The 16,948-nt window shown below is 72.8% G+C and carries 15 protein-coding genes; 5 read left to right on the top strand and 10 right to left on the bottom strand.

Features of this window, described 5'->3' with window-relative positions:
* Positions 1 to 310: 310 nt before the first annotated feature.
* The 3 genes from AC07B0_RS07500 to AC07B0_RS07510 are packed head-to-tail and all read right to left on the bottom strand — an operon-like array spanning position 311 to position 2,254.
* Positions 311 to 577: a hypothetical protein gene (locus AC07B0_RS07500; RefSeq protein WP_356875648.1), complete on the bottom strand. Its 267-nt coding sequence runs from the start codon at positions 575 to 577 to the stop codon at positions 311 to 313.
* 10 nt (positions 578 to 587) lie between these two features.
* A complete protein-coding gene (locus AC07B0_RS07505) occupies positions 588 to 1,301 on the bottom strand; it encodes a TetR/AcrR family transcriptional regulator (RefSeq protein ID WP_356875650.1) in 714 nt (237 codons plus the stop codon).
* Between the two features lie 23 nt (positions 1,302 to 1,324).
* Positions 1,325 to 2,254, bottom strand: a complete 930-nt coding sequence (locus AC07B0_RS07510) for an AurF N-oxygenase family protein (protein WP_356875652.1) — start codon at positions 2,252 to 2,254, stop codon at positions 1,325 to 1,327.
* Between the two features lie 169 nt (positions 2,255 to 2,423).
* On the opposite strand from AC07B0_RS07510, the gene AC07B0_RS07515 reads away from it, so the two are divergent.
* Entirely contained in the window at positions 2,424 to 3,530 is a 1,107-nt protein-coding gene (locus AC07B0_RS07515; RefSeq protein WP_478897267.1) for a ferritin-like domain-containing protein, read from the top strand.
* A gap of 46 nt (positions 3,531 to 3,576) precedes the next feature.
* On the opposite strand, the gene AC07B0_RS07520 is transcribed toward AC07B0_RS07515, so the two are convergent.
* A complete protein-coding gene (locus AC07B0_RS07520; RefSeq protein WP_478897269.1) occupies positions 3,577 to 5,037 on the bottom strand; it encodes a penicillin-binding transpeptidase domain-containing protein in 1,461 nt (486 codons plus the stop codon).
* Positions 5,034 to 6,401: an FtsW/RodA/SpoVE family cell cycle protein gene (locus AC07B0_RS07525; protein ID WP_478897270.1), complete on the bottom strand. Its 1,368-nt coding sequence runs from the start codon at positions 6,399 to 6,401 to the stop codon at positions 5,034 to 5,036. The genes AC07B0_RS07520 and AC07B0_RS07525 overlap by 4 nt, the downstream gene beginning before the upstream one ends.
* 113 nt (positions 6,402 to 6,514) lie before the next feature.
* On the opposite strand from AC07B0_RS07525, the gene AC07B0_RS07530 reads away from it, so the two are divergent.
* The 3 genes from AC07B0_RS07530 to AC07B0_RS07540 all read left to right on the top strand — a co-directional run bounded on the left by AC07B0_RS07530 (position 6,515) and on the right by AC07B0_RS07540 (position 9,776).
* Entirely contained in the window at positions 6,515 to 6,904 is a 390-nt protein-coding gene (locus AC07B0_RS07530; protein ID WP_356875660.1) for a DUF6325 family protein, read from the top strand.
* Entirely contained in the window at positions 6,904 to 7,350 is a 447-nt protein-coding gene (locus AC07B0_RS07535; RefSeq protein WP_469376836.1) for a hypothetical protein, read from the top strand. Before AC07B0_RS07530 ends, AC07B0_RS07535 begins: the two co-directional genes overlap by 1 nt.
* 1,187 nt (positions 7,351 to 8,537) lie before the next feature.
* Complete coding sequence (locus tag AC07B0_RS07540) at positions 8,538 to 9,776, top strand: C40 family peptidase (protein WP_469376834.1); 1,239 nt, start codon at positions 8,538 to 8,540, stop codon at positions 9,774 to 9,776.
* Here the strand turns inward: AC07B0_RS07540 and AC07B0_RS07545 are convergent.
* The 5 genes from AC07B0_RS07545 to AC07B0_RS07565 form a co-directional block, all read right to left on the bottom strand.
* On the bottom strand, positions 9,743 to 10,987 hold the full coding sequence (locus tag AC07B0_RS07545) for a styrene monooxygenase/indole monooxygenase family protein (RefSeq protein WP_356875666.1): 1,245 nt from the start codon (positions 10,985 to 10,987) through the stop codon (positions 9,743 to 9,745). The genes AC07B0_RS07540 and AC07B0_RS07545 overlap by 34 nt on opposite strands.
* 114 nt (positions 10,988 to 11,101) lie before the next feature.
* Positions 11,102 to 11,725: a GTP-binding protein gene (locus AC07B0_RS07550; protein WP_356875668.1), complete on the bottom strand. Its 624-nt coding sequence runs from the start codon at positions 11,723 to 11,725 to the stop codon at positions 11,102 to 11,104.
* The gene (locus AC07B0_RS07555) at positions 11,706 to 12,089 is read right to left on the bottom strand and encodes a DUF742 domain-containing protein (RefSeq protein ID WP_356875670.1); all 384 of its coding nucleotides are present in this window, start codon (positions 12,087 to 12,089) and stop codon (positions 11,706 to 11,708) included. Before AC07B0_RS07555 ends, AC07B0_RS07550 begins: the two co-directional genes overlap by 20 nt.
* A complete protein-coding gene (locus AC07B0_RS07560) occupies positions 12,086 to 12,562 on the bottom strand; it encodes a roadblock/LC7 domain-containing protein (RefSeq protein ID WP_356875672.1) in 477 nt (158 codons plus the stop codon). Before AC07B0_RS07560 ends, AC07B0_RS07555 begins: the two co-directional genes overlap by 4 nt.
* Positions 12,559 to 15,789 (bottom strand): sensor histidine kinase, encoded by a 3,231-nt coding sequence (locus tag AC07B0_RS07565; protein ID WP_469376831.1) that lies wholly within the window; start codon positions 15,787 to 15,789, stop codon positions 12,559 to 12,561. Before AC07B0_RS07565 ends, AC07B0_RS07560 begins: the two co-directional genes overlap by 4 nt.
* A gap of 377 nt (positions 15,790 to 16,166) precedes the next feature.
* On the opposite strand from AC07B0_RS07565, the gene AC07B0_RS07570 reads away from it, so the two are divergent.
* The gene (locus AC07B0_RS07570; protein ID WP_469376829.1) at positions 16,167 to 16,940 is read left to right on the top strand and encodes a protein phosphatase 2C domain-containing protein; all 774 of its coding nucleotides are present in this window, start codon (positions 16,167 to 16,169) and stop codon (positions 16,938 to 16,940) included.
* Positions 16,941 to 16,948: the final 8 nt, after the last annotated feature.

Here is a 16,948-nt window from a genome sequence, read left to right on the forward strand (position 1 = left end):
GGGGGGGGGGGGGGGGGGGGGGGGGGGGGGGGGGGGGGGGGGGGGGGGGGGGGGGGGGGGGGGGGGGGGGGGGGGGGGGGGGGGGGGGGGGGGGGGGGGGGGGGGGGGGGGGGGGGGGGGGGGGGGGGGGGGGGGGGGCGGGGGCGGGGGTGGGGTGTCGTCCGGGACGGGCATGATTTATGGCGCCTTGTCCGGAGTGCCTTGGTGGTCGGGGCAGGGCGCCAACAAATCACGTTTTAGTCCCGGACGACACCCCACCCCGGCCCCGACCCCGGCATCCGCCGAGAGATGGTCGGCCTTGAGGCCGGGGTCAAGGGGTGGGTTTGGTCCAGGGCCAGCGGGGTTTGGGTTTGATGCCTGTCGGGGTGAAGGCGTACTTCCAGCCCTTCTGGAGGCCCAGGCGCTTGGAGTAGCCCGCCGGGACGCGTTCGTAGAGCAGGACCGTCGGGGGGCCGCCGTCCGCGTCGGGGACGGGGATCTCGTACCACTTCGGCGGGTGGCCGGTCGGGCCGACGAGGATCGGGAGGACCCGGCCGTCCATCGGGCCGCCCTCGAACGGGGTGGGTTCGCTTCTCACCCCTCCAGTGTCACAGCAGGTGCGCGGCCTCGGAGACCACGGGGATCACGCGGCGGGCGAGGACCCCGACCGGGCCGTCCGCCGACTCCAGGGCGAGCGCGGCCCGCGCGGCGGCGGCCGTCTCCGGGTCGGTGGCGGCGGTCGCGGTGAGCAGGGCGATGAACTGGTCGACGAGCCAGTCTCGGAGGGTGGCGACCTCCGGCTGTTTGCCCTCGTCGATCCAGATGAGGGAGGCCGCTTCGACGGCGGTGATCCAGGTGCGGACCATCATGCGCAGCCGCGGTCCCGGGTCGGGGACCGCGAGGTGGAGGAGGATCTGCTCGGCCGCGGCGCGGCGGATGCCGTCGACCGTGGCGGTGGTGCGGGAGGTTTCGACGACGCTGCCGCCCTGGAGGAGGGCGGCGAAGCCGGCGTCGTGTTCGTCGACGAAGGCGAGGTAGCGGTCGAGGGCCCGGGACAGGCGCTGGGTCAGCGGGCCGGCCTGGGGTTCGGCGAAGCACAGCTGGAGGAGGTCGGCCGCGGAGCGCAGGGCGGCTTCGTAGAGCTGCTGCTTGCCGCCGGGGAAGTAGCGGTAGACGAGCGGGCGGGAGACTCCGGCGGCTTCGGCGACGTCGTCGAGGGAGATCTCTTCCGGCGCCCGGTGCGCGAACAGCGACAGGGCCGCGTCGAGGAGCTGGGCACGCCGCTCCTCGACGCTCAGTCTGCGGTAGGCGCGTACGGTCATGCCCGCAGCGTAGACGACGCCCCTCAGGCCAGGAGGCCGGAGCTCTTCCACAGTTTCCGGCCGACTCCGCGCAGGATGCCGATGTCGTCGAGGAAGTCGGTGAGGCGCTTGGCGCCGGTCTGCATCACTTCCCTGCGGTGGCCGCTGGCCTTGACCTGGGCGACGGCTTCGCGGCGGTCGAGGCCGATGTTGTCGTAGACGGCCGGGTTGACGAAGGCGAGGGAGAAGACGCGGGCGGCCTCGCCGCAGCTGACGCGGGTGAGTTCCTGCTCCCAGCGCGGGGCCGTGAGCATCTGGCGGCGCAGTTCCTCGCGGGCGTAACGGACGTGCCGGGCCTCCTCGATGACGTGGATGCGGGTCACGCCGCGCACGAGGGGCTGGATGCGCTCGTCCGGGAAGGTGAGGCGCTGCATCCAGTCGAGGATCTCCTCGCCGAGGAGGGTGCAGGCGAAGGAACCGGGGGTGGTGGAGACCGTCTTGAGGATCCGGGCGAGGTTGTGGTTCGCGCGGGAGACGGGGTAGGCGGGGGCTCCGCCCTTCTGGATCATGCGGGCGAACATCATCGAGTGCCGGCATTCGTCGGCTATCTCGGTGAGGGCGTAGCGGACGTGGTTGCTGGTCAGCGACTTGTCGTAGATGTGCCGGACGAGCAGCTGCATGAGGATGATCTCGAACCAGATGCCGAGCGAGGCGAGGGCCGCGGCTTCGTGCCGGGAGAGTTCGATGCGCTGCTCCTCTCCCATCTTCTTCCACAACGGGGTGTCGTAGAGGGAGAGCAGTTCGGGCGGCCAGTAGTACTTGCCCTCGACCGTCGGGGCGTCCCAGTCGAGTTCCTTGTCGGGGTCGAAGGAGTGCTTGGCCGAGGATTCGAGCAGGCGCTCGGCGATCTGCTCGCGGTCCTTCAGCTCGCCGAGGGCGTCCCTCAGCGCGGCTCGCTGCGTCACGGTGGTCATGGCTTCGGGCACCTCGTGGTCGGGGGTTACCGGCGGTCTCCCCTTATGAGACTGCCTGTCAGCAAGGTCGTCAATCCCCCGCGCACGACTTGTTGACCCCGCGTCTACCAACGTGTGACGCTCCAACCGTCCAGTCCTGTACGGAAGTACGTGAGACGAGGAGGCGTCAGTGTCGACGCACGAGCTCTACACGAAGGACCCGGGCGAGGGTGTCTGGCAGATCCCCGCCTCCGGTTCGGCCCGCTTCAGCTGGGAGTACGACGGCGGCCGGGAACGGCTCCTCGCGCTCTACCAGAAGGGCAAGGACAAGCAGTGGGACGGCGCCAAGCGCATCGACTGGGACATCGAGGTGGACCCGTACGACCCGCTCGGCACCCCCGACGAGGTCCTGACCCTGTACGGAACCCGCCACTGGGCCAAGATGACCGACCGCGACAAGGGCGAACTGCGCCGGCACTACAGCGCCTGGAACTTCAGCCAGTTCCTGCACGGCGAGCAGGGCGCCATGGTGTGCGCGGCCCGCATCGTGGAATCGGTGCCCGACCTCGACGCGAAGTTCTACTCCGCCACCCAGACCATGGACGAGGCACGCCACGCGGAGATCTTCGGACGCTTCCTGCACGAGAAGGTCGGCATGCTCTACCCGGTCAACGACAGCCTCCAGGGGCTGCTCGGCGACACCCTGCGCGACTCCCGCTGGGACATGCCCTACCTGGGCATGCAAGTGCTGATCGAGGGACTGGCGCTGGCCGCCTTCGGCATGATCCGCGACACGACGGACAAGCCGCTGCCCAAGCAGATCCTCGCCTACGTCATGCAGGACGAGGCCCGCCACGTCGCCTTCGGGCGGATGGCCCTGCGCGACTACTACAAGCAGCTCACCGACGCCGAACTGCGCGAGCGCGAGGAGTTCGTGATCGAGGGCTGCTACCTGATGCGGGACCGGCTCCGCGGCGTCGAGGTACTGGAGAACTTCGGCGTCCCGCGGCACGAGGCGGAGGAGTTCAGCGAGCAGTCGGAGTTCCTGCACCTGTTCCGCAGACTGCTGTTCAGCCGGATCGTGCCCTGCGTCAAGGACATCGGGCTGTGGGGCGAACGCCTCCAGAAGGCCTATCTGGACATGGGCGTCTTCGACATGGGCGACTCCAACCTGGACCTCCTGATGAACCAGGACGAGGAGATCGCCGAAGCCCTCGACCGCGAGCGCTTCGCGGCCGAGGAACGCGAGCGGGTGGCGGAGGTCGAAGCCACCGTCGAGGAGGGCGCCGAAGGGTAGGGGCGCCCCGTCCGGCGCGCGGGAGTTCCCGGCCCCGCGCCACCGTTCACCCCGTGGACAGCGCCGCCTCCATCACGGCCCGCGCGATCGGGGCCGCCGCGCCGTTGCCGCTGATGCCCCCGCGGTCCGCCGCCGCGTCCTCGACCACCACCGCGACCGCCACCGCCGGCTGCGGCGCGCCCTCGGCCCGGGCCCAGGCGATGAACCAGGCGTACGGGGTACCCGCGTTGCCGACGCCGTGCTGCGCCGTACCCGTCTTCCCGCCGACCCGCGCCCCCTTGATCGCGGCATTGCGGCCCGTGCCGTCCTCCACCACCTTGACCATCAGCTCCTGCATCCGCAGCGCCGTCGCCGGACTCATCGCCCGCCCCAGCGTGCGCGGATCCCCGCGCCTGACCTGGGAACCGTCGTCCTGGGTCGTACGCTCCACCAGGTACGGGGACTTGAGCTCCCCGCCGTTCGCGACCGCCGCCGCCACCATCGCCATCTGCAGCGGCGTCGCCCTCGTGTTGAACTGGCCGATCGAGGACAGCGCCAGCTGGTCCTGGCTCATGTCCGTGTCGAAGTTCGACCGCGACACCCACGACGGGACCCGCAGCCCCGCGTCGTTGAAACCGAACCGGTCCGCCGCCTCGGCCATCCGCCGCAGCCCCACCTGGACCCCGATCTTCGCCATCACCGTGTTGCAGGACCACTGCACCGCCTCCGCCATCGAGGCGTCCTCACAGCCCGTCCCCGCGTTCGGCAGCAGCGTGTGCGTGCCGGGCAGCGGGTACGGGTCCGGCGTCCGCGTCGGCGCGTCCACGTCGGTGACCACCCCCGCGTCCAGCGCGGCGGCGGCCGTCACGATCTTGAAGGTGGATCCGGGCGGGTACGTCTCGCGCAGCGCCCGGTTGAGCATCGGCCGGGCCGGGTCCCCGTTCAGCCGCGCCCAGGCCTCCTCGACCCGCCGGCCCGTGCCCGAGAGCAGCGCCGGATCGTACGAGGGGCTGCTGACCAGCGCGAGGATCTTCCCCGTCCCCGGTTCGAGGGCGGCCACCGCGCCCCGCTTGCCCGCGAGGCCCCGGTACGCCGCCCGCTGGAGGGCGGCCCGGACGGTGGTGGCGGCGTTCCCGCCGCCGGGGCGCCCGCGCGAGAGCTCGTACCAGAGGGGGAAGGCGGAGAGGGCCGGGTCGGTGCCCGACAGGACGGGGTCCTCGGCGCGCTCCACGAAGCTGGTCCCGTACGCCTGGGAGGAGAAGCCGGTGACGGGCGCGTAGAGGGGGCCGTCGGTGTAGGTCCGCTCGTAGCGCAGCACCTGGCGGCTGTCGCGGGAGCCGGTGACGGGGCGGCCGTCGACGAGGATGTCCCCGCGCGGTTCGGCGTACCGCCCGATGGCGGGGCGCTTGTTGGCCGGGTTCGCCCCGTAGGCGGCGGCTTCCCAGACCTGCACCCGGGCGATGTTCACCAGCAGGGCGACCAGCAGCAGCGCGCAGAAGTACGCGCACCAGCGGATGTAGCGGATCACGCGGGGGCCTCCTGCGGCTCGGGCCTGCGGGCGCTGTCACTGAGCCGGACCAGCAGGGCGACGATGATCCAGTTGGTGACGACGGAGGAGCCGCCCTGCGCCAGGAAGGGCATCGCCATGCCCGTGAGCGGGATCAGACCGGTGACGCCGCCCGCGATGACGAACACCTGGAGGGCGACGATCGAGGCCAGTCCCGTCGCGAGCAGCCTGCCGAAGGGGTCGCGCAGGGCCAGCCCGGCCCGGAAGCCCCGGGACACCAGGAGCCCGTACAGGAGCAGGATCGCGGTGAGCCCGACGAGCCCGAGCTCCTCCCCGGCGGTGGCGAGGACGAAGTCCGACTTGGCGGCGAAGCCGATGAGGAAGGACTGGCCGTGCCCGAGGCCCGCGCCGAGCAGTCCGCCGGCCCCGAAGGCGAAGAGGGACTGGGCGAGCTGGCCGGGGCCGTCGCCGCGTTCGATCGAGGCGAAAGGATTCAGCCAGTCGTCGACGCGGCTGTGCACGTGCGGTTCGAACGTCCCGACGGCGTAGGCGCCGAGGGCGGCCAGGAGCAGGCCGATGGCGATCCAGCCGATCCGCCCGGTGGCGGTGAACAGCATGATCACGAAGAGCCCGAAGAAGAGCAGCGAGGTGCCGAGGTCCCGCTCCAGCACCAGCAGTCCCACGCTCAGCAGCCAGATCGCCAGGATCGGCCCAAGCACCCGCCCGGGCAGCAGGCGCAGCTTCCAGAAGAGGCGGCGGCCGGTGAGCGCGAGCGCGGTGCGGTTCGCGGCGAGGTAGGCCGCGAAGAACACGGCGAGCAGGATCTTGGCGAACTCCCCCGGCTGGAACGACAGTCCCGCGAACCGGATCCAGATGTGGGCGCCGTTGACGGCCGGGAAGAACACCGGGACGAGCATCAGCGCGAGCGCTGCGGCGACGGAGAGGTACGCGTACCTCTGCAGCACCCGGTGGTCGCGGAGCAGCACGACCACCAGCACGAACAGCACCACTCCGAGCCCCGACCAGCGCAACTGGTCCCCGGCGGCCTGCTCCCCGGGGGTGCTCAGGTCGAGCCGCTGGATGAGGACCAGGCCGAGACCGTTGAGGAGCGTGACGATCGGCAGCAGGAGCGGATCGGCGTACGGGGCCCTGAGCCGGACGGCGACGTGCGCGAGCAGGGCGGCCCCGCCGAGGCCGGCGGCGTACTGGCCGGCGGGACGGGGGAGGCGGCCGGTGGCCGCGACGCCGACGGAGAGGTAGCCCAGTACGGAGATCAGGACCGCGCCGGCGAGGAGGGTGAGCTCGATGCCCCGGCCCTTGGGGGCGCGGGCGTCGGGGGGCGGGGGCGGAGCGGGCTCCGTCACCTTCGCCGTCAGAGCGGTCATACCGGGAAACGTAGCAAGGGAGCGGATGGTATGTCCGCTTATGTCATAGTGTGCCGAAGAGTCGTCAGAAACGGTCAGGACGGCGTCAGTCAGCGAAGAAGGGCCGCCGCGCCATGGGACCTGTGGAATTCATCGTCCTCGCCTTCCCGGAGGAGCAGCTCCGGGTCTCCGCCGTCGAGGCCGTGACGGGGCTGCGCAAGACCGGCGTCGTACGCCTGATCGACGGGCTCGTCACGACGAAGACGGCCGCGGGAGAGGTCCTGGCCGCGGAGTTCGACGAGTTCGTCGAACTCCGCGGCCTGCTCGCCGGCCGGGACGTCGCCCGCCTGATCGGACCCGAGGACGTACGGGAGGCCGCCGAGCTCCTGGAACGGGGCAGCTGCGCGCTGCTCCTGGTCGTCGAGCACGTGTGGGCGCAGGACGCGGCGGTGGCCGTACGCGCCGCGGGCGGGCGGATCGTCGGCTCGGTCCGGATCCCGGCGGAGCGGGTGGAGGTCGCGTGATGTTCATCAGACCGGTCGGCGTGAAGGTGTCGGCGGCATCCCGCCCGGCGGGCCACCCCCTGCTCCGCGGCCTCCTGCGCCGCGCGGCGGGCGCCGCGGAGTGGACCCAGGGCGAGGCGGCGGAGGCGGGGGAAGGCCCCGCCGAATGGATGGAGGAGGACCGGGGGGTCTGGGGGGAGCCGGAGCCGGAGCCGGAGCCGGAGGAGGAAGAGGGGGAGGCAGCGGAGGCGGCTGCGGAGGGGGCGGGGGCTGCGGAAGCGGAGCGGCGCAAGGCCCCGGAGACGGCCCCGAGCAGCACCCCGGACACCCCGCAGGCCCCGTCCGAACTCCCCCCAGCGGGCTCGGGCCTGGCGGCGGAACTCATGCAGCTGGCGGCCCTGACCCGGGAAGGGCTACTCACCCCGGAGGAGTTCACGTCGGCGAAGTCGCGCCTGCTGAGGGGATAGGGGGCGGGCGGGGTCGGCGGGCGGGGTCCCACATGGGCGGCCGGAGGAGGCCGGGCGGGGTGAAGGGGGGCCGGGTTTCCCCTCAGCCGGATCAGGGAGGGTTTGGTGGTTTCCCGTCAGTCTCATCGTCTCTCCGGGGTGGACCGGTCCCTCAAGGGCGCTCCCTGCGGTCGCGTCGCTACGCGATGGCCTTCGGCCACCCTTGACCGACCGCCCCACCCCGGAAAGCCGAAGACCGACGGGAACCCCCCAAAAGAACGGTCACGGGGAAGAGTCAGAGCAGCGGGTCTCTCAGCGATGAGGCGACGGGCCGGGGGTCGGCCGACCGGGCATTCGGCCCCCTCGCGGCCCCTTCCGGGACCGGGCTCCTGGCTTACCCACCCGAAATGACGACCACATCAGCCTGGCGTGCAGTCAGGCGCATCGGATCGCTACGCGCTCCTCTCGGCTTAGCGTCCGACGACCGTCTGGGGCTGGACATAGACCGCCCACACGCCCCACCCATCACCCTTGACGTGCGGCTACCGCCCGCCTGTACTCCTGTGGCGACAACCCCCCGGCAGAAAAGACCCCAGACTGCCCGTGAAAGTGACCACGGCCGGTCGTCAGCCGCTGAGACGACACCGGGGGAACAGATGCCTCCTGCGGTCTATGTCCAGCCCTAGACGGACCGCTGACGCTAAGCAATGAGGAGCGCGTAGCGATCAGATGCGCCTGACTGCACCCCAGGACGTCCTGGTCGTCATTTCGGGTGGGTAGGGCTCGGGTTTGGTCCCGGAAGGGGGCGCGAGGGGGCCGTGTGCCCGGTCGGCCGACCCCCGGCCCCTCGGCTCATCGCTGACGGGGCCGCTCCTGTTTATCCGTCCCCGTGACCGTTCTTTTGGGGGGTTCCCGGCTGTCTTCGGCTTTCCGGGGTGGGGCGGTCGGTCAAGGGTGGCCGAAGGCCATCGCGAAGCGACGCGACCGCAGGGAGCGCCCTTGAGGGACCGGTCCACCCCGGAGAGACGATGAGACTGACGGGAAACCACCAAACCCTCCCCGATACGGACCAGCTAGAACCCCGCCGCCCCCCGACCCCGCCCCGCCCCCACCCCCGCCGAACGGATGACCGGCCTGGACTCGGCCGACTCCAGTGGGGGATTCGTCGTACCGGGCGTGGCAGCATCGGGGGTCTCGGAGGTGATTTCATGACAAAACGACTGCTTCGTCTCGCGTGCGTCGGTGCCGTGTTGGCCACCGTGAGCGCTCCGCCCGCGGCTCGGGCCGAGCCCGTCGGTGAGTTGCTGGTCCGGTTGCAGGGGCTGTACCAGAAGGCCGAGGAGGCCAGCGAGGCCTACAACGCCACCGAGGTCGCCCTCAAGGCCCGCCAGGACGAGGAGCGGCGTCTGGCCGCCGAGCTGGGCCGGACCCGGTCCGCCCTCGGTGCCGAGAAGGCCGCCGCCGGGCGGCTGGCCCGGGAGCAGTACCAGGGCTCGCGGGAGTTCTCCCCGTACCTGCGGCTGCTGCTCTCCGGTGACCCCCAGCAGGCCGTCGACCAGCGGCACTTCGCCGCCCGTGAAGGGGCCCGGCGGGCCGGGGTCGTGGCGCGGCTGGAGCGGGGTGAGCAGCGGGCCGGGGCGCTCGCCGCCGGGGCGCGCAAGGCGCTGGAGGCGCAGCGGGCCCTCGCCGCGGAGCAGAAGCGGCACCAGGAGGACGTCGCGGGCCGGCTCAAGGAGGTGGAGCGGCTGCTGGCGGCGCTCACGCCCGAGGAGCTGGCCCGGTTGGGGGACCGGGAGGAGGCCGTGACGGCCGGGGCGCAGCGGGAGCTGGTCGGTTCGGGCCGGCTGCCCGCCCGTACGGGTACGCCGACGGCGGCGGGTGGCGCGGCGCTCGGGTACGCGACGGCGCAGATCGGGAAGCCGTACGTGTGGGGGGCCGAGGGGCCGGGGTCGTTCGACTGTTCCGGGCTGACTTCGAAGGCGTGGGAGCACGCCGGCCGGTCGATCCCCCGGACCAGTCAGGAGCAGTGGGCGCAGCTGCCGCGGGTGCCGCTGGACCGGCTGCGGCCCGGGGACCTGGTGGTGTACTTCCCGAAGGCGACGCACGTGGCGTTGTACATCGGGGACGGCAAGGTGATCCAGGCGCCGCGGCCGGGGGCGAGGGTGAAGGTGTCGCCGATCGCGGCGAACCCGCTGCTGGGGGCGGTGCGGCCGGATCCGGAGGGGAGTCCGCTGGCGGAGTTCACCCCGCCGCCGCTGCCCGGGGGCGCGACGGCGGGGGACGATTCCGGTTACTCGGCCGAGGTGGCTCCGGCCGCCGGGCGCGGTGCGGAACCGGACGCGGAACCGGACTCGGAATCGGATGCCGAGCCCGACAGCGAACCGGACGCCGTTCCCGGCTCGGGGCCGGGGCTTCAGACCGCAGCGGCCGTGACCTCGGCGAGGTAGTCGGCGGTGTCCTCGGGGTCGTAGAAGTAGGAGTCGAAGTCGGCCGGGTTGTCGAAGCCGTTGGCGAAACGATCCGCCACGGGCTGGAGCTGCCCGGCCGCGCCGATCAGGTTCAGGACGTGCTCCGGCGGGACGCCCAGCATGGCGTTCGTCCACTGGGTCACGGGCTTGCCGGTGGTGAACCAGTACTTGTCGAAGGTCGCCTTCATCCAGGCCTCGTCGAACGGGTTGTCCCCGTGCATGAGGATCGAGGACAGGTACGAGGCGGCGCACTTGGCTGCCGAGTTGGAGCCCTGGCCGGTGATCGGGTCGTTCGCCACGACGACGTCCGCGACGCCGAGGACGAGGCCGCCGCCGGGGAGGCGGCCGATCGGGTTGCGGACCACGGGCGCGTAGCGTCCGGCGAGGGTGCCGCCGGCGTCGGTCAGTTCGACGTCCTTGGTCCGGGCGTGCTCCCAGGGCGTGTACTTCTCCATGAGCTCCAGCGTCAGTGCCAGGTGCTCGCCGGGGTCGTTGACGCCCTTGAAGACGTCGAGGGGGCCGCCGGGGAGGCCCTCCCAGAAGAGGATGTCGGCGCGGCCGGTGGTGGTGAGGGTCGGCATGACGAAGAGTTCGCCGACGCCCGGGACCAGGTTGCAGCGGACGGCCTCGGTGTCCGGGTGCTCAGGGCGCGGGCCGAGCCCGTGGACGTAGGAGACGGCGAGGGCGCGCTGCGGGGCGTCGTAGGGGGAACGCGCGGCGTCCCGCCCGAACATCGAGACGAGTTCGCCCTTGCCGGCGGCGACGAGCACGAGGTCGTAGGTGCGGGAGAAGAAGTCGAGGTCGGCGACGGACGCCCCGTGGATGACCAGCTGCCCGCCGCGCTGCGTGAAGGTGTCGAGCCAGCCGGCCATCTTCACGCGCTGGTCGACGGACTGGGCGTGGCCCTTGAGGCGGCCGAGCCAGTCGATGGGGCGGGAGCCGTCGGGGGCGGCGACCGAGACGCCGAGGCCGCGGATCTTGGGGGCCTGCTGCTCCCAGAAGTTGATCTGGAGGTCCCGCTCGTGCTGGAGGGCGGTGTCGAACATGCACTGCGTGGACATGACCCGTCCGGTGCGGATCTCGTCCGCGGTCCGGTTGGACATGAGGGTGACCTCGTACCCCTTCGCCTGGAGGCCGAGGGCGAGCTGGAGACCGGACTGGCCGGCCCCGACGACAAGTATCTTGCGCATCTCACGTTCTCCATTCGTGCTGTGCGGAGGGCAGGTTCCCCGGCATGACGGTGATGCCGGCACCGGCGGTGATGCCGACGCCGACCGGGCAGGCAGGCGGGCAGGCGGGCGGCCCTATGCGGGCGTCGTGTCCAGTGCGTGGCCCACCAGGGTCAGCAGCGACTCGACGACCGTGGCCCGGCGCCGCGCGTCCATGATCACGACGGGGACGTCGTCGGGGATGGTGAGCGCCTCGCGGACGTCCTCCGGCTCGTACGAGCGGGAGCCCTCGAAGTGGTTGACGGCGACGGCGTACGGCAGGCCGCAGCTCTCGAAGTAGTCGAGGGCGGGGAAGCAGTCGCGCAGGCGGCGCGTGTCGGCGAGCACGAGGCCGCCGATGGCGCCGCGCACCAGGTCGTCCCACATGAACCAGAACCGTTCCTGGCCCGGCGTCCCGTACACGTAGAGCACGAGGTCGTCTGCGAGGGTGACGCGGCCGAAGTCCATGGCGACGGTCGTGGTGCTCTTGTCCGGGGTGCCGGTCAGGTCGTCGGTGGGCACGCCGGCCTGGGTCATCACCGCTTCGGTGCGCAGCGGGGTGATCTCGGAGAGGGAGGACACGAAGGTGGTCTTGCCGACGCCGAAGCCGCCGGCGACGAGCACCTTGACGGCGACGGGCGCGCGGGAGCGGTCGTACTGCCAGGGCTGGACGGGTTCGTCGTCCACCAGGGCGGCCGGGTCAGAGACGGCGAAGACCACTGAGCACCCTTTCGAGCAGCGCGCGTTCGGGGCGGCCGGTGCCGTGGCCCGTGCCGTAGACGCGTATCCGGCCCTGGTCGGCGAGGTCGCTGACGAGGACGCGGACCACGCCGAGCGGGAGCTTCAGCAGGGCGGAGATCTCGGCGATCGTGCGCATGCGGCGGCACACCTCGACGATGGCGCGCATCTCGGGCATGCGGTCGGCCGTCTGGGGGGTGCTGGTGTCCAGGGCGGCGACGAAGGTCTCCACGAGCAGGACCTGTGTGAAGCGGGTCCGGCCGCCCGTGAGGGAGTACGGGCGGACGCGGGCGGGGCGGCGGTCGGCGCCGCGTATCGGCAGCCGGTCGGAGGCCGTACTCCTCACGGGGTCTTCTCCATCGACTGGCGCAGCTCGCTGCGGACTTCGGGGGTCAGGACGTGGCCGGCGCGGCCGACGAACAGGGCCATGTGGTAGGCGACGACGCTCATGTCGCAGTCGGGTGTGGCGTGCACGCCGAGCAGGGAGCCGTCGCTGATGGCCATGACGAAGACGGAGCCGTTCTCCATGGCGACCATCGTCTGCTTGACGGAGCCGCACTCCATGAGAGCGGCCGCGCCGGTGGTGAGGCTGCCGAGTCCGGAGACGATGGTGGCGAGGTCGGCGGAGGCGCCGCGGGGGCCCTTGGGGCGGTCCTGCGGGGCGGTGTCCGTTCCTGGCTCGGAGGAGAGCAGCAGGAGGCCGTCCGAGGAGACGACGGCGACGGAGTTGACGCCGGGCACCTCCTCGACGAGGTCGGTCAGCAGCCACTGCAGGTTACGGGCCTGGGTGCTCAGTCCGTACGTACTGGGCGCGGTCATGTGCGTGCCTCCTGTGCGGTGTCCCCCTGGTCGGTGTGACCCTGCCCCCGGTCCTGGTCCCGGTCCTGGTCCTGGTCCTGGGCGAGTTCGGCGGCGACGACGCGCCGCCCGTCCTGGGCGCCCTGGTAGAAGCCGCCGAGGCGGCGGCGCAGTTCCTCGGCGTCCACCCGGCGCGGTTCGGGGCGGGTCTCGGCGGGGCTCGCGGGGCGGGCGGGGCCGGCCGAGGCGCGCGGGGTGCGCTTGGGGAGTCCCTTGTCGGTGACGGCCTCGGTCACGGGGCGCCGGGGGGCGGTCTCGGCGTCGTGTCCGGGGTGGCTGCCCTGGCGGGGGACGAAGTGGTCGTCGGCGTCGGCCCGCCGGTGGGCGGGCTGTTCGGTGTCGGGGGCGGGGACGGTGTAGGGCTGTGCGAGGAGCGACAGTCCTTCGTCCGGTACGGAGACCCGCGCGGCGGCGTCCGGTTCCGTCCCGGTGTCCTCGGGGCCGGGGTCCGCCTCCGCGAAGGCGTCCGGGGCCGCGTCGGCGGCGACCCGGGCGAGGAGCTCCTCGCCGGCTCCGGGCGCGTCCGGGGCCTCGGCTGCCGGGGCGGGCACGGTGAAGACCTGCTCGGCCGGGGGCAGGTCCGCGGGGGCGTCGGGGTCAAAGGCCTCGGCGAGCGGGACGACCCGGACCGGGGTGTCCCCGTCGGCGGACGCCGGGGCGGGCTCGGCGGACGCGGTCTCGGTGCTCGCGGGCTCGAACTCGGCGTTGGCCGGGGCCCCGCTCCCGGGGGCCGCGTCGGGCTCCGGCGCGGAGGCGGTGGTGAGCTGATCGGCCGGGTGCGGTTCACCGGCGTCGAAGCCCTCGAAGCCCTCGAAGCCCTCGAAGCCCTCGATCGTGTCGGCGTCGGGCACGACCCGGGCGAGGAGTTCCTCGTCGGGGGTGGCCGGTTCGGCGGCGGGGGCCGGGGTCTCGGTGTCGAAGGCCTCGGCCAGCGACACCACCCGGGCGGGCGCCTCGTCGGCGGCCACCGCGTCGGGTCCCGCCACGGTGTCGGCACCGGTCACCGCGTCGGCACCGGTCACCTGGGCGGGCGCGTCGACCGCGTCGGCCCCGTCCGGTTCGGCCTGGGGCCGCAGGCGGGGCGGCAGGGTGTTCTCGTTCGCCTCGGCGACGGCGCCGGGGAGCTGGTACGCGGGCAGGTCCGGCGAGGCCAGGGTGTGCACCGGGGTGGCCGGCGGGGCGGTCGGCAGCAGGGTCGCGGGGACGACGACCAGGGCCTCGGTACCGCCGTGGCGCGCGGCGCGCAGCTCGGCGGTGACGCCGTGGCGGGCGGCGAGCCGTCCGGCGACGTACAGGCCGAGGCCGAGGCCGTGCTCGGATTCCGGTTCCTCGTCGTAGGCCTCGGGGGTGGACAGGCGGGCGTTGAGGGATTCCAGGCGGTCGCCGGTGACCCCGATGCCGGAGTCGACGACGGACAGCACCACGTCGCCGGAGTCCTGGAGCCAGCCGGAGACCTTCACCTTGGCGTCCGGGGGCGAGAACGTCGTCGCGTTCTCCAGCAGTTCGGCGATGACGTGCGAGATGTCGTCGGCGGCGTGTCCGGCGATCTGCGTGTACGAGGGGAGGGTGGCGAGGTCGACGCGTTCGTAGCGTTCGATCTCGCTGACCGCCGCGCGCATGACGTCGACGAGCGGGACGGGCAGGGTCTGTCCGTGCCCGTGTTCCTGCCCGGCCAGGACCAGCAGGTTCTCGTTGTGGCGGCGCATGACCGTCGCGAGGTGGTCCAGCTTGAAGAGGGTGGCGAGCCGGTCCGGGTCGCCTTCCTTGGATTCCAGTTCCTCGATGACCGCGAGCTGGCGCTCGACGAGGCCGAGGGTCCGCAGGGACAGGGAGACCGAGGTGGTCGACATGACGCGGCGGTGTTCTTCGAGGCCGGCGCGCAGCGCGGTGAGTTCCTTCTCCAGTTCCTCGCGGCCGGAGGCGAGGGCCTCGTTGCGGCCGATGAGGCGGCGGCGGTCGGCGTCGAGTCCGGCGATCCGGGTGTGGAGGGAGACCGTCTGGTCGCGCACCGCGTTGAGGTGGCGGACGACCTCGGCGAACTCGTCGTTGCGGCCGGTGAAGCGCACGGGCTCGGTCGAGCCCTCGGCGGTCGTCAGCCGTTCCGCGCCGCGGCGCAGCACGGACAGCGGCCGGGTCAGGGAGCGGGCGACGGCCGTGGAGAAGCCGACGACGAAGAGGAAGAGCACCCCGAGTCCGGCGACGACGAGTTCCAGGCGGGTGACGTCGTCGTCGCGCTGGGCGGCGAGGGCGGCGGCGCGGGTGCCGGCGAGGGTGGACTCCACCGAGCGCATGCGGTCGATGCGCGCGGTGAGGGCGGTGCCGACGGCGCCGGCGTCGACCTTGCGGTCGGCCGGGGTCAGCGTCGGCCGGTCGGTGAGCCGCTTGAGGAAGTCGTCGGCGGTCTTGACCTCGGGGCCGGTGACGGTGACGGCGAGGGTCTGCCGTACGTCGGGCCGGGCGATGCGCGCGAAGTCGTCGAGGGCGGCCTGTTCGCGGACGCGGGAGCGCTGCGAGGCGGCGGTGAGTTCGTCCGCGAGGGCCGAGTTGGGGGGCTGCTCGCCGCGGGGGACGGCCAGCGCGGCGAGCAGCAGTCCGCGGGTGGCGGAGGCCTGTTCCACGGCCTGGCCGAGGGGGGCCAGGGGGCGCGTGGTGGCCAGGGCGGCCTCCGCGCGCGGCGGGGTGAGTTCGACGAGCCGGTCTCCCGGCGCGAAGAGTTCGCCGAGGACGCCGGCGTAGGCCTGGTGGGCGGCGAGGGCGGTGCCCTTGCCGTCGACGGCCTCGGCGCGGACCGTCTGGACCTTGGCGAGGGCGCGGGCGAGTTCCTCGTCGGCTTCGGCCCGTACTTCGGCGATCTGCCGGTCGGTGCGGGCGGTGCGCTCGTCGACGGGGGCCTTGGCGGCTCCGGGCCGGCCCTTGGCCACGTATTCGACGACGGCGTCGCGCTCGTCGCCGAGGAGGTGGGTGAGGGTGAGGGTGTGCTGCGTCTGTTCCGCGAGGGTGACCAGGCGCTGTGAGTCGTTCAGTTCCCTCGTGGCGGACACGACGGCGGGTGCGCCGGCCGCGAGGACGGTGAGTCCGGCGACTGCCACACCGATGACCAGCCTGCGGCGGACGCGGACGCGCCGTCCTGCGTTGGCGGGTCCGTCGGCGCTGGCGGTGCCGTTCTTCCGAGACCGCTTCTTCTGCACCGGTGCTCGCAATCCTGTACGTGTGCTCGTGCTCGTCTACTCGTGTGGCCGAGGTAACGGCCGGTCAACAAGTAAACGCCCCCTGCCCCCTCGTACCGCCTCAGACCTTTGCAGTGTGATGGGAAGAGAGCCGCACATCGCCCACCCGGCCACTCGAAGGAGTGAACATCACGGAGGAGTGGGCGACCAACTCGGGCACCCCGTGTCAGGGGCCGCTCGTGGACGGGTGGTTGAAAGATCGAGCCGGGCTTTGGCACTATGCCCGCCCACATCCCGGCGGGGGTCCGGCGGGCGGGCCGTGCGGGGGTGCGCCACCCCACCCGGGATTGGTACGGACCTACCGGTGCGGGGAGCGGCGTACCGGGCAGAATGTCCGCATGCGCATCGACCTCGCCACGGCCCCCGGCAACCCGGAACGCCCCAACGAGGACTGGGTGTCGGCGTCGGCACCTGCGTCGGGCGGCGGCGTCCTGGTGGTGCTGGACGGGGTCACCCCGCCGCGCGGCGGGGACGGGTGCGGGCACGGCGTGCCCTGGTTCTCGGCGCGGCTCGGCGGCCGATTGACCGAACTGTCCGGATCGCGGCGGGACATGCCGCTGGACCGGATCCTGGCGCGGGCCATCGGCGACACCGCCGACGCCCACCGCGAAACCTGTGACCTTTCTCACGTGCGGACCCCGCAGGCGACGGTCGTACTGGTGCGCTGGGACGCGTCCTGGGTGGAGCACCTCGTGCTGTCGGACTCCGTGCTCCTGCTCCGCGGGGCGGACGGGCGGGTCTCGGCGGTGCTCGACGACCGCCTCGACCGGATCCCGGGCGAGGTGCTGGGCTCGGTCGCGGCGACGGACGCCCTGCGCAACACGGAGGGCGGCTTCTTCACGGCGGCCGCGGACCCGGCGGTGGCGGCCCGGGCGGTCACCGGGCGCACCCCGCGCGGGGAGGTGGTGGCGGTGGCGGCGCTCACGGACGGGGCGAGCCGGTGGACGGACACGTTCGGGGAGGGCGACTGGGCGGCCTGCCTGGACGTGCTGCGCAAGGAGGGCGCCGAGGGGCTGATCGGGCGGGTCCGGGCGATCGAGTCGGATCCGCTGCGCCCGTCGGCCCGCCACAAGCGGCACGACGACGCCTCGGCGGTCTACGCGGAGCTGTAGGGGGTGCC

The organism is Streptomyces sp. NPDC044704, assembly GCF_056433525.1.

What these genes read in the sequence shown, in the direction of transcription:
- AC07B0_RS07530 (WP_356875660.1), top strand. Translation starts at nt 6,515, where the DNA reads ATGGGACCTGTGGAATTCATCGTCCTCGCCTTCCCGGAGGAGCAGCTC.
- AC07B0_RS07505 (WP_356875650.1), bottom strand. Translation starts at nt 1,301, where the DNA reads ATGACCGTACGCGCCTACCGCAGACTGAGCGTCGAGGAGCGGCGTGCC.
- AC07B0_RS07525 (WP_478897270.1), bottom strand. Translation starts at nt 6,401, where the DNA reads ATGACCGCTCTGACGGCGAAGGTGACGGAGCCCGCTCCGCCCCCGCCC.
- AC07B0_RS07540 (WP_469376834.1), top strand. Translation starts at nt 8,538, where the DNA reads ATGACAAAACGACTGCTTCGTCTCGCGTGCGTCGGTGCCGTGTTGGCC.
- AC07B0_RS07570 (WP_469376829.1), top strand. Translation starts at nt 16,167, where the DNA reads ATGCGCATCGACCTCGCCACGGCCCCCGGCAACCCGGAACGCCCCAAC.
- AC07B0_RS07545 (WP_356875666.1), bottom strand. Translation starts at nt 10,987, where the DNA reads ATGCGCAAGATACTTGTCGTCGGGGCCGGCCAGTCCGGTCTCCAGCTC.
- AC07B0_RS07510 (WP_356875652.1), bottom strand. Translation starts at nt 2,254, where the DNA reads ATGACCACCGTGACGCAGCGAGCCGCGCTGAGGGACGCCCTCGGCGAG.
- AC07B0_RS07535 (WP_469376836.1), top strand. Translation starts at nt 6,904, where the DNA reads ATGTTCATCAGACCGGTCGGCGTGAAGGTGTCGGCGGCATCCCGCCCG.
- AC07B0_RS07560 (WP_356875672.1), bottom strand. Translation starts at nt 12,562, where the DNA reads ATGACCGCGCCCAGTACGTACGGACTGAGCACCCAGGCCCGTAACCTG.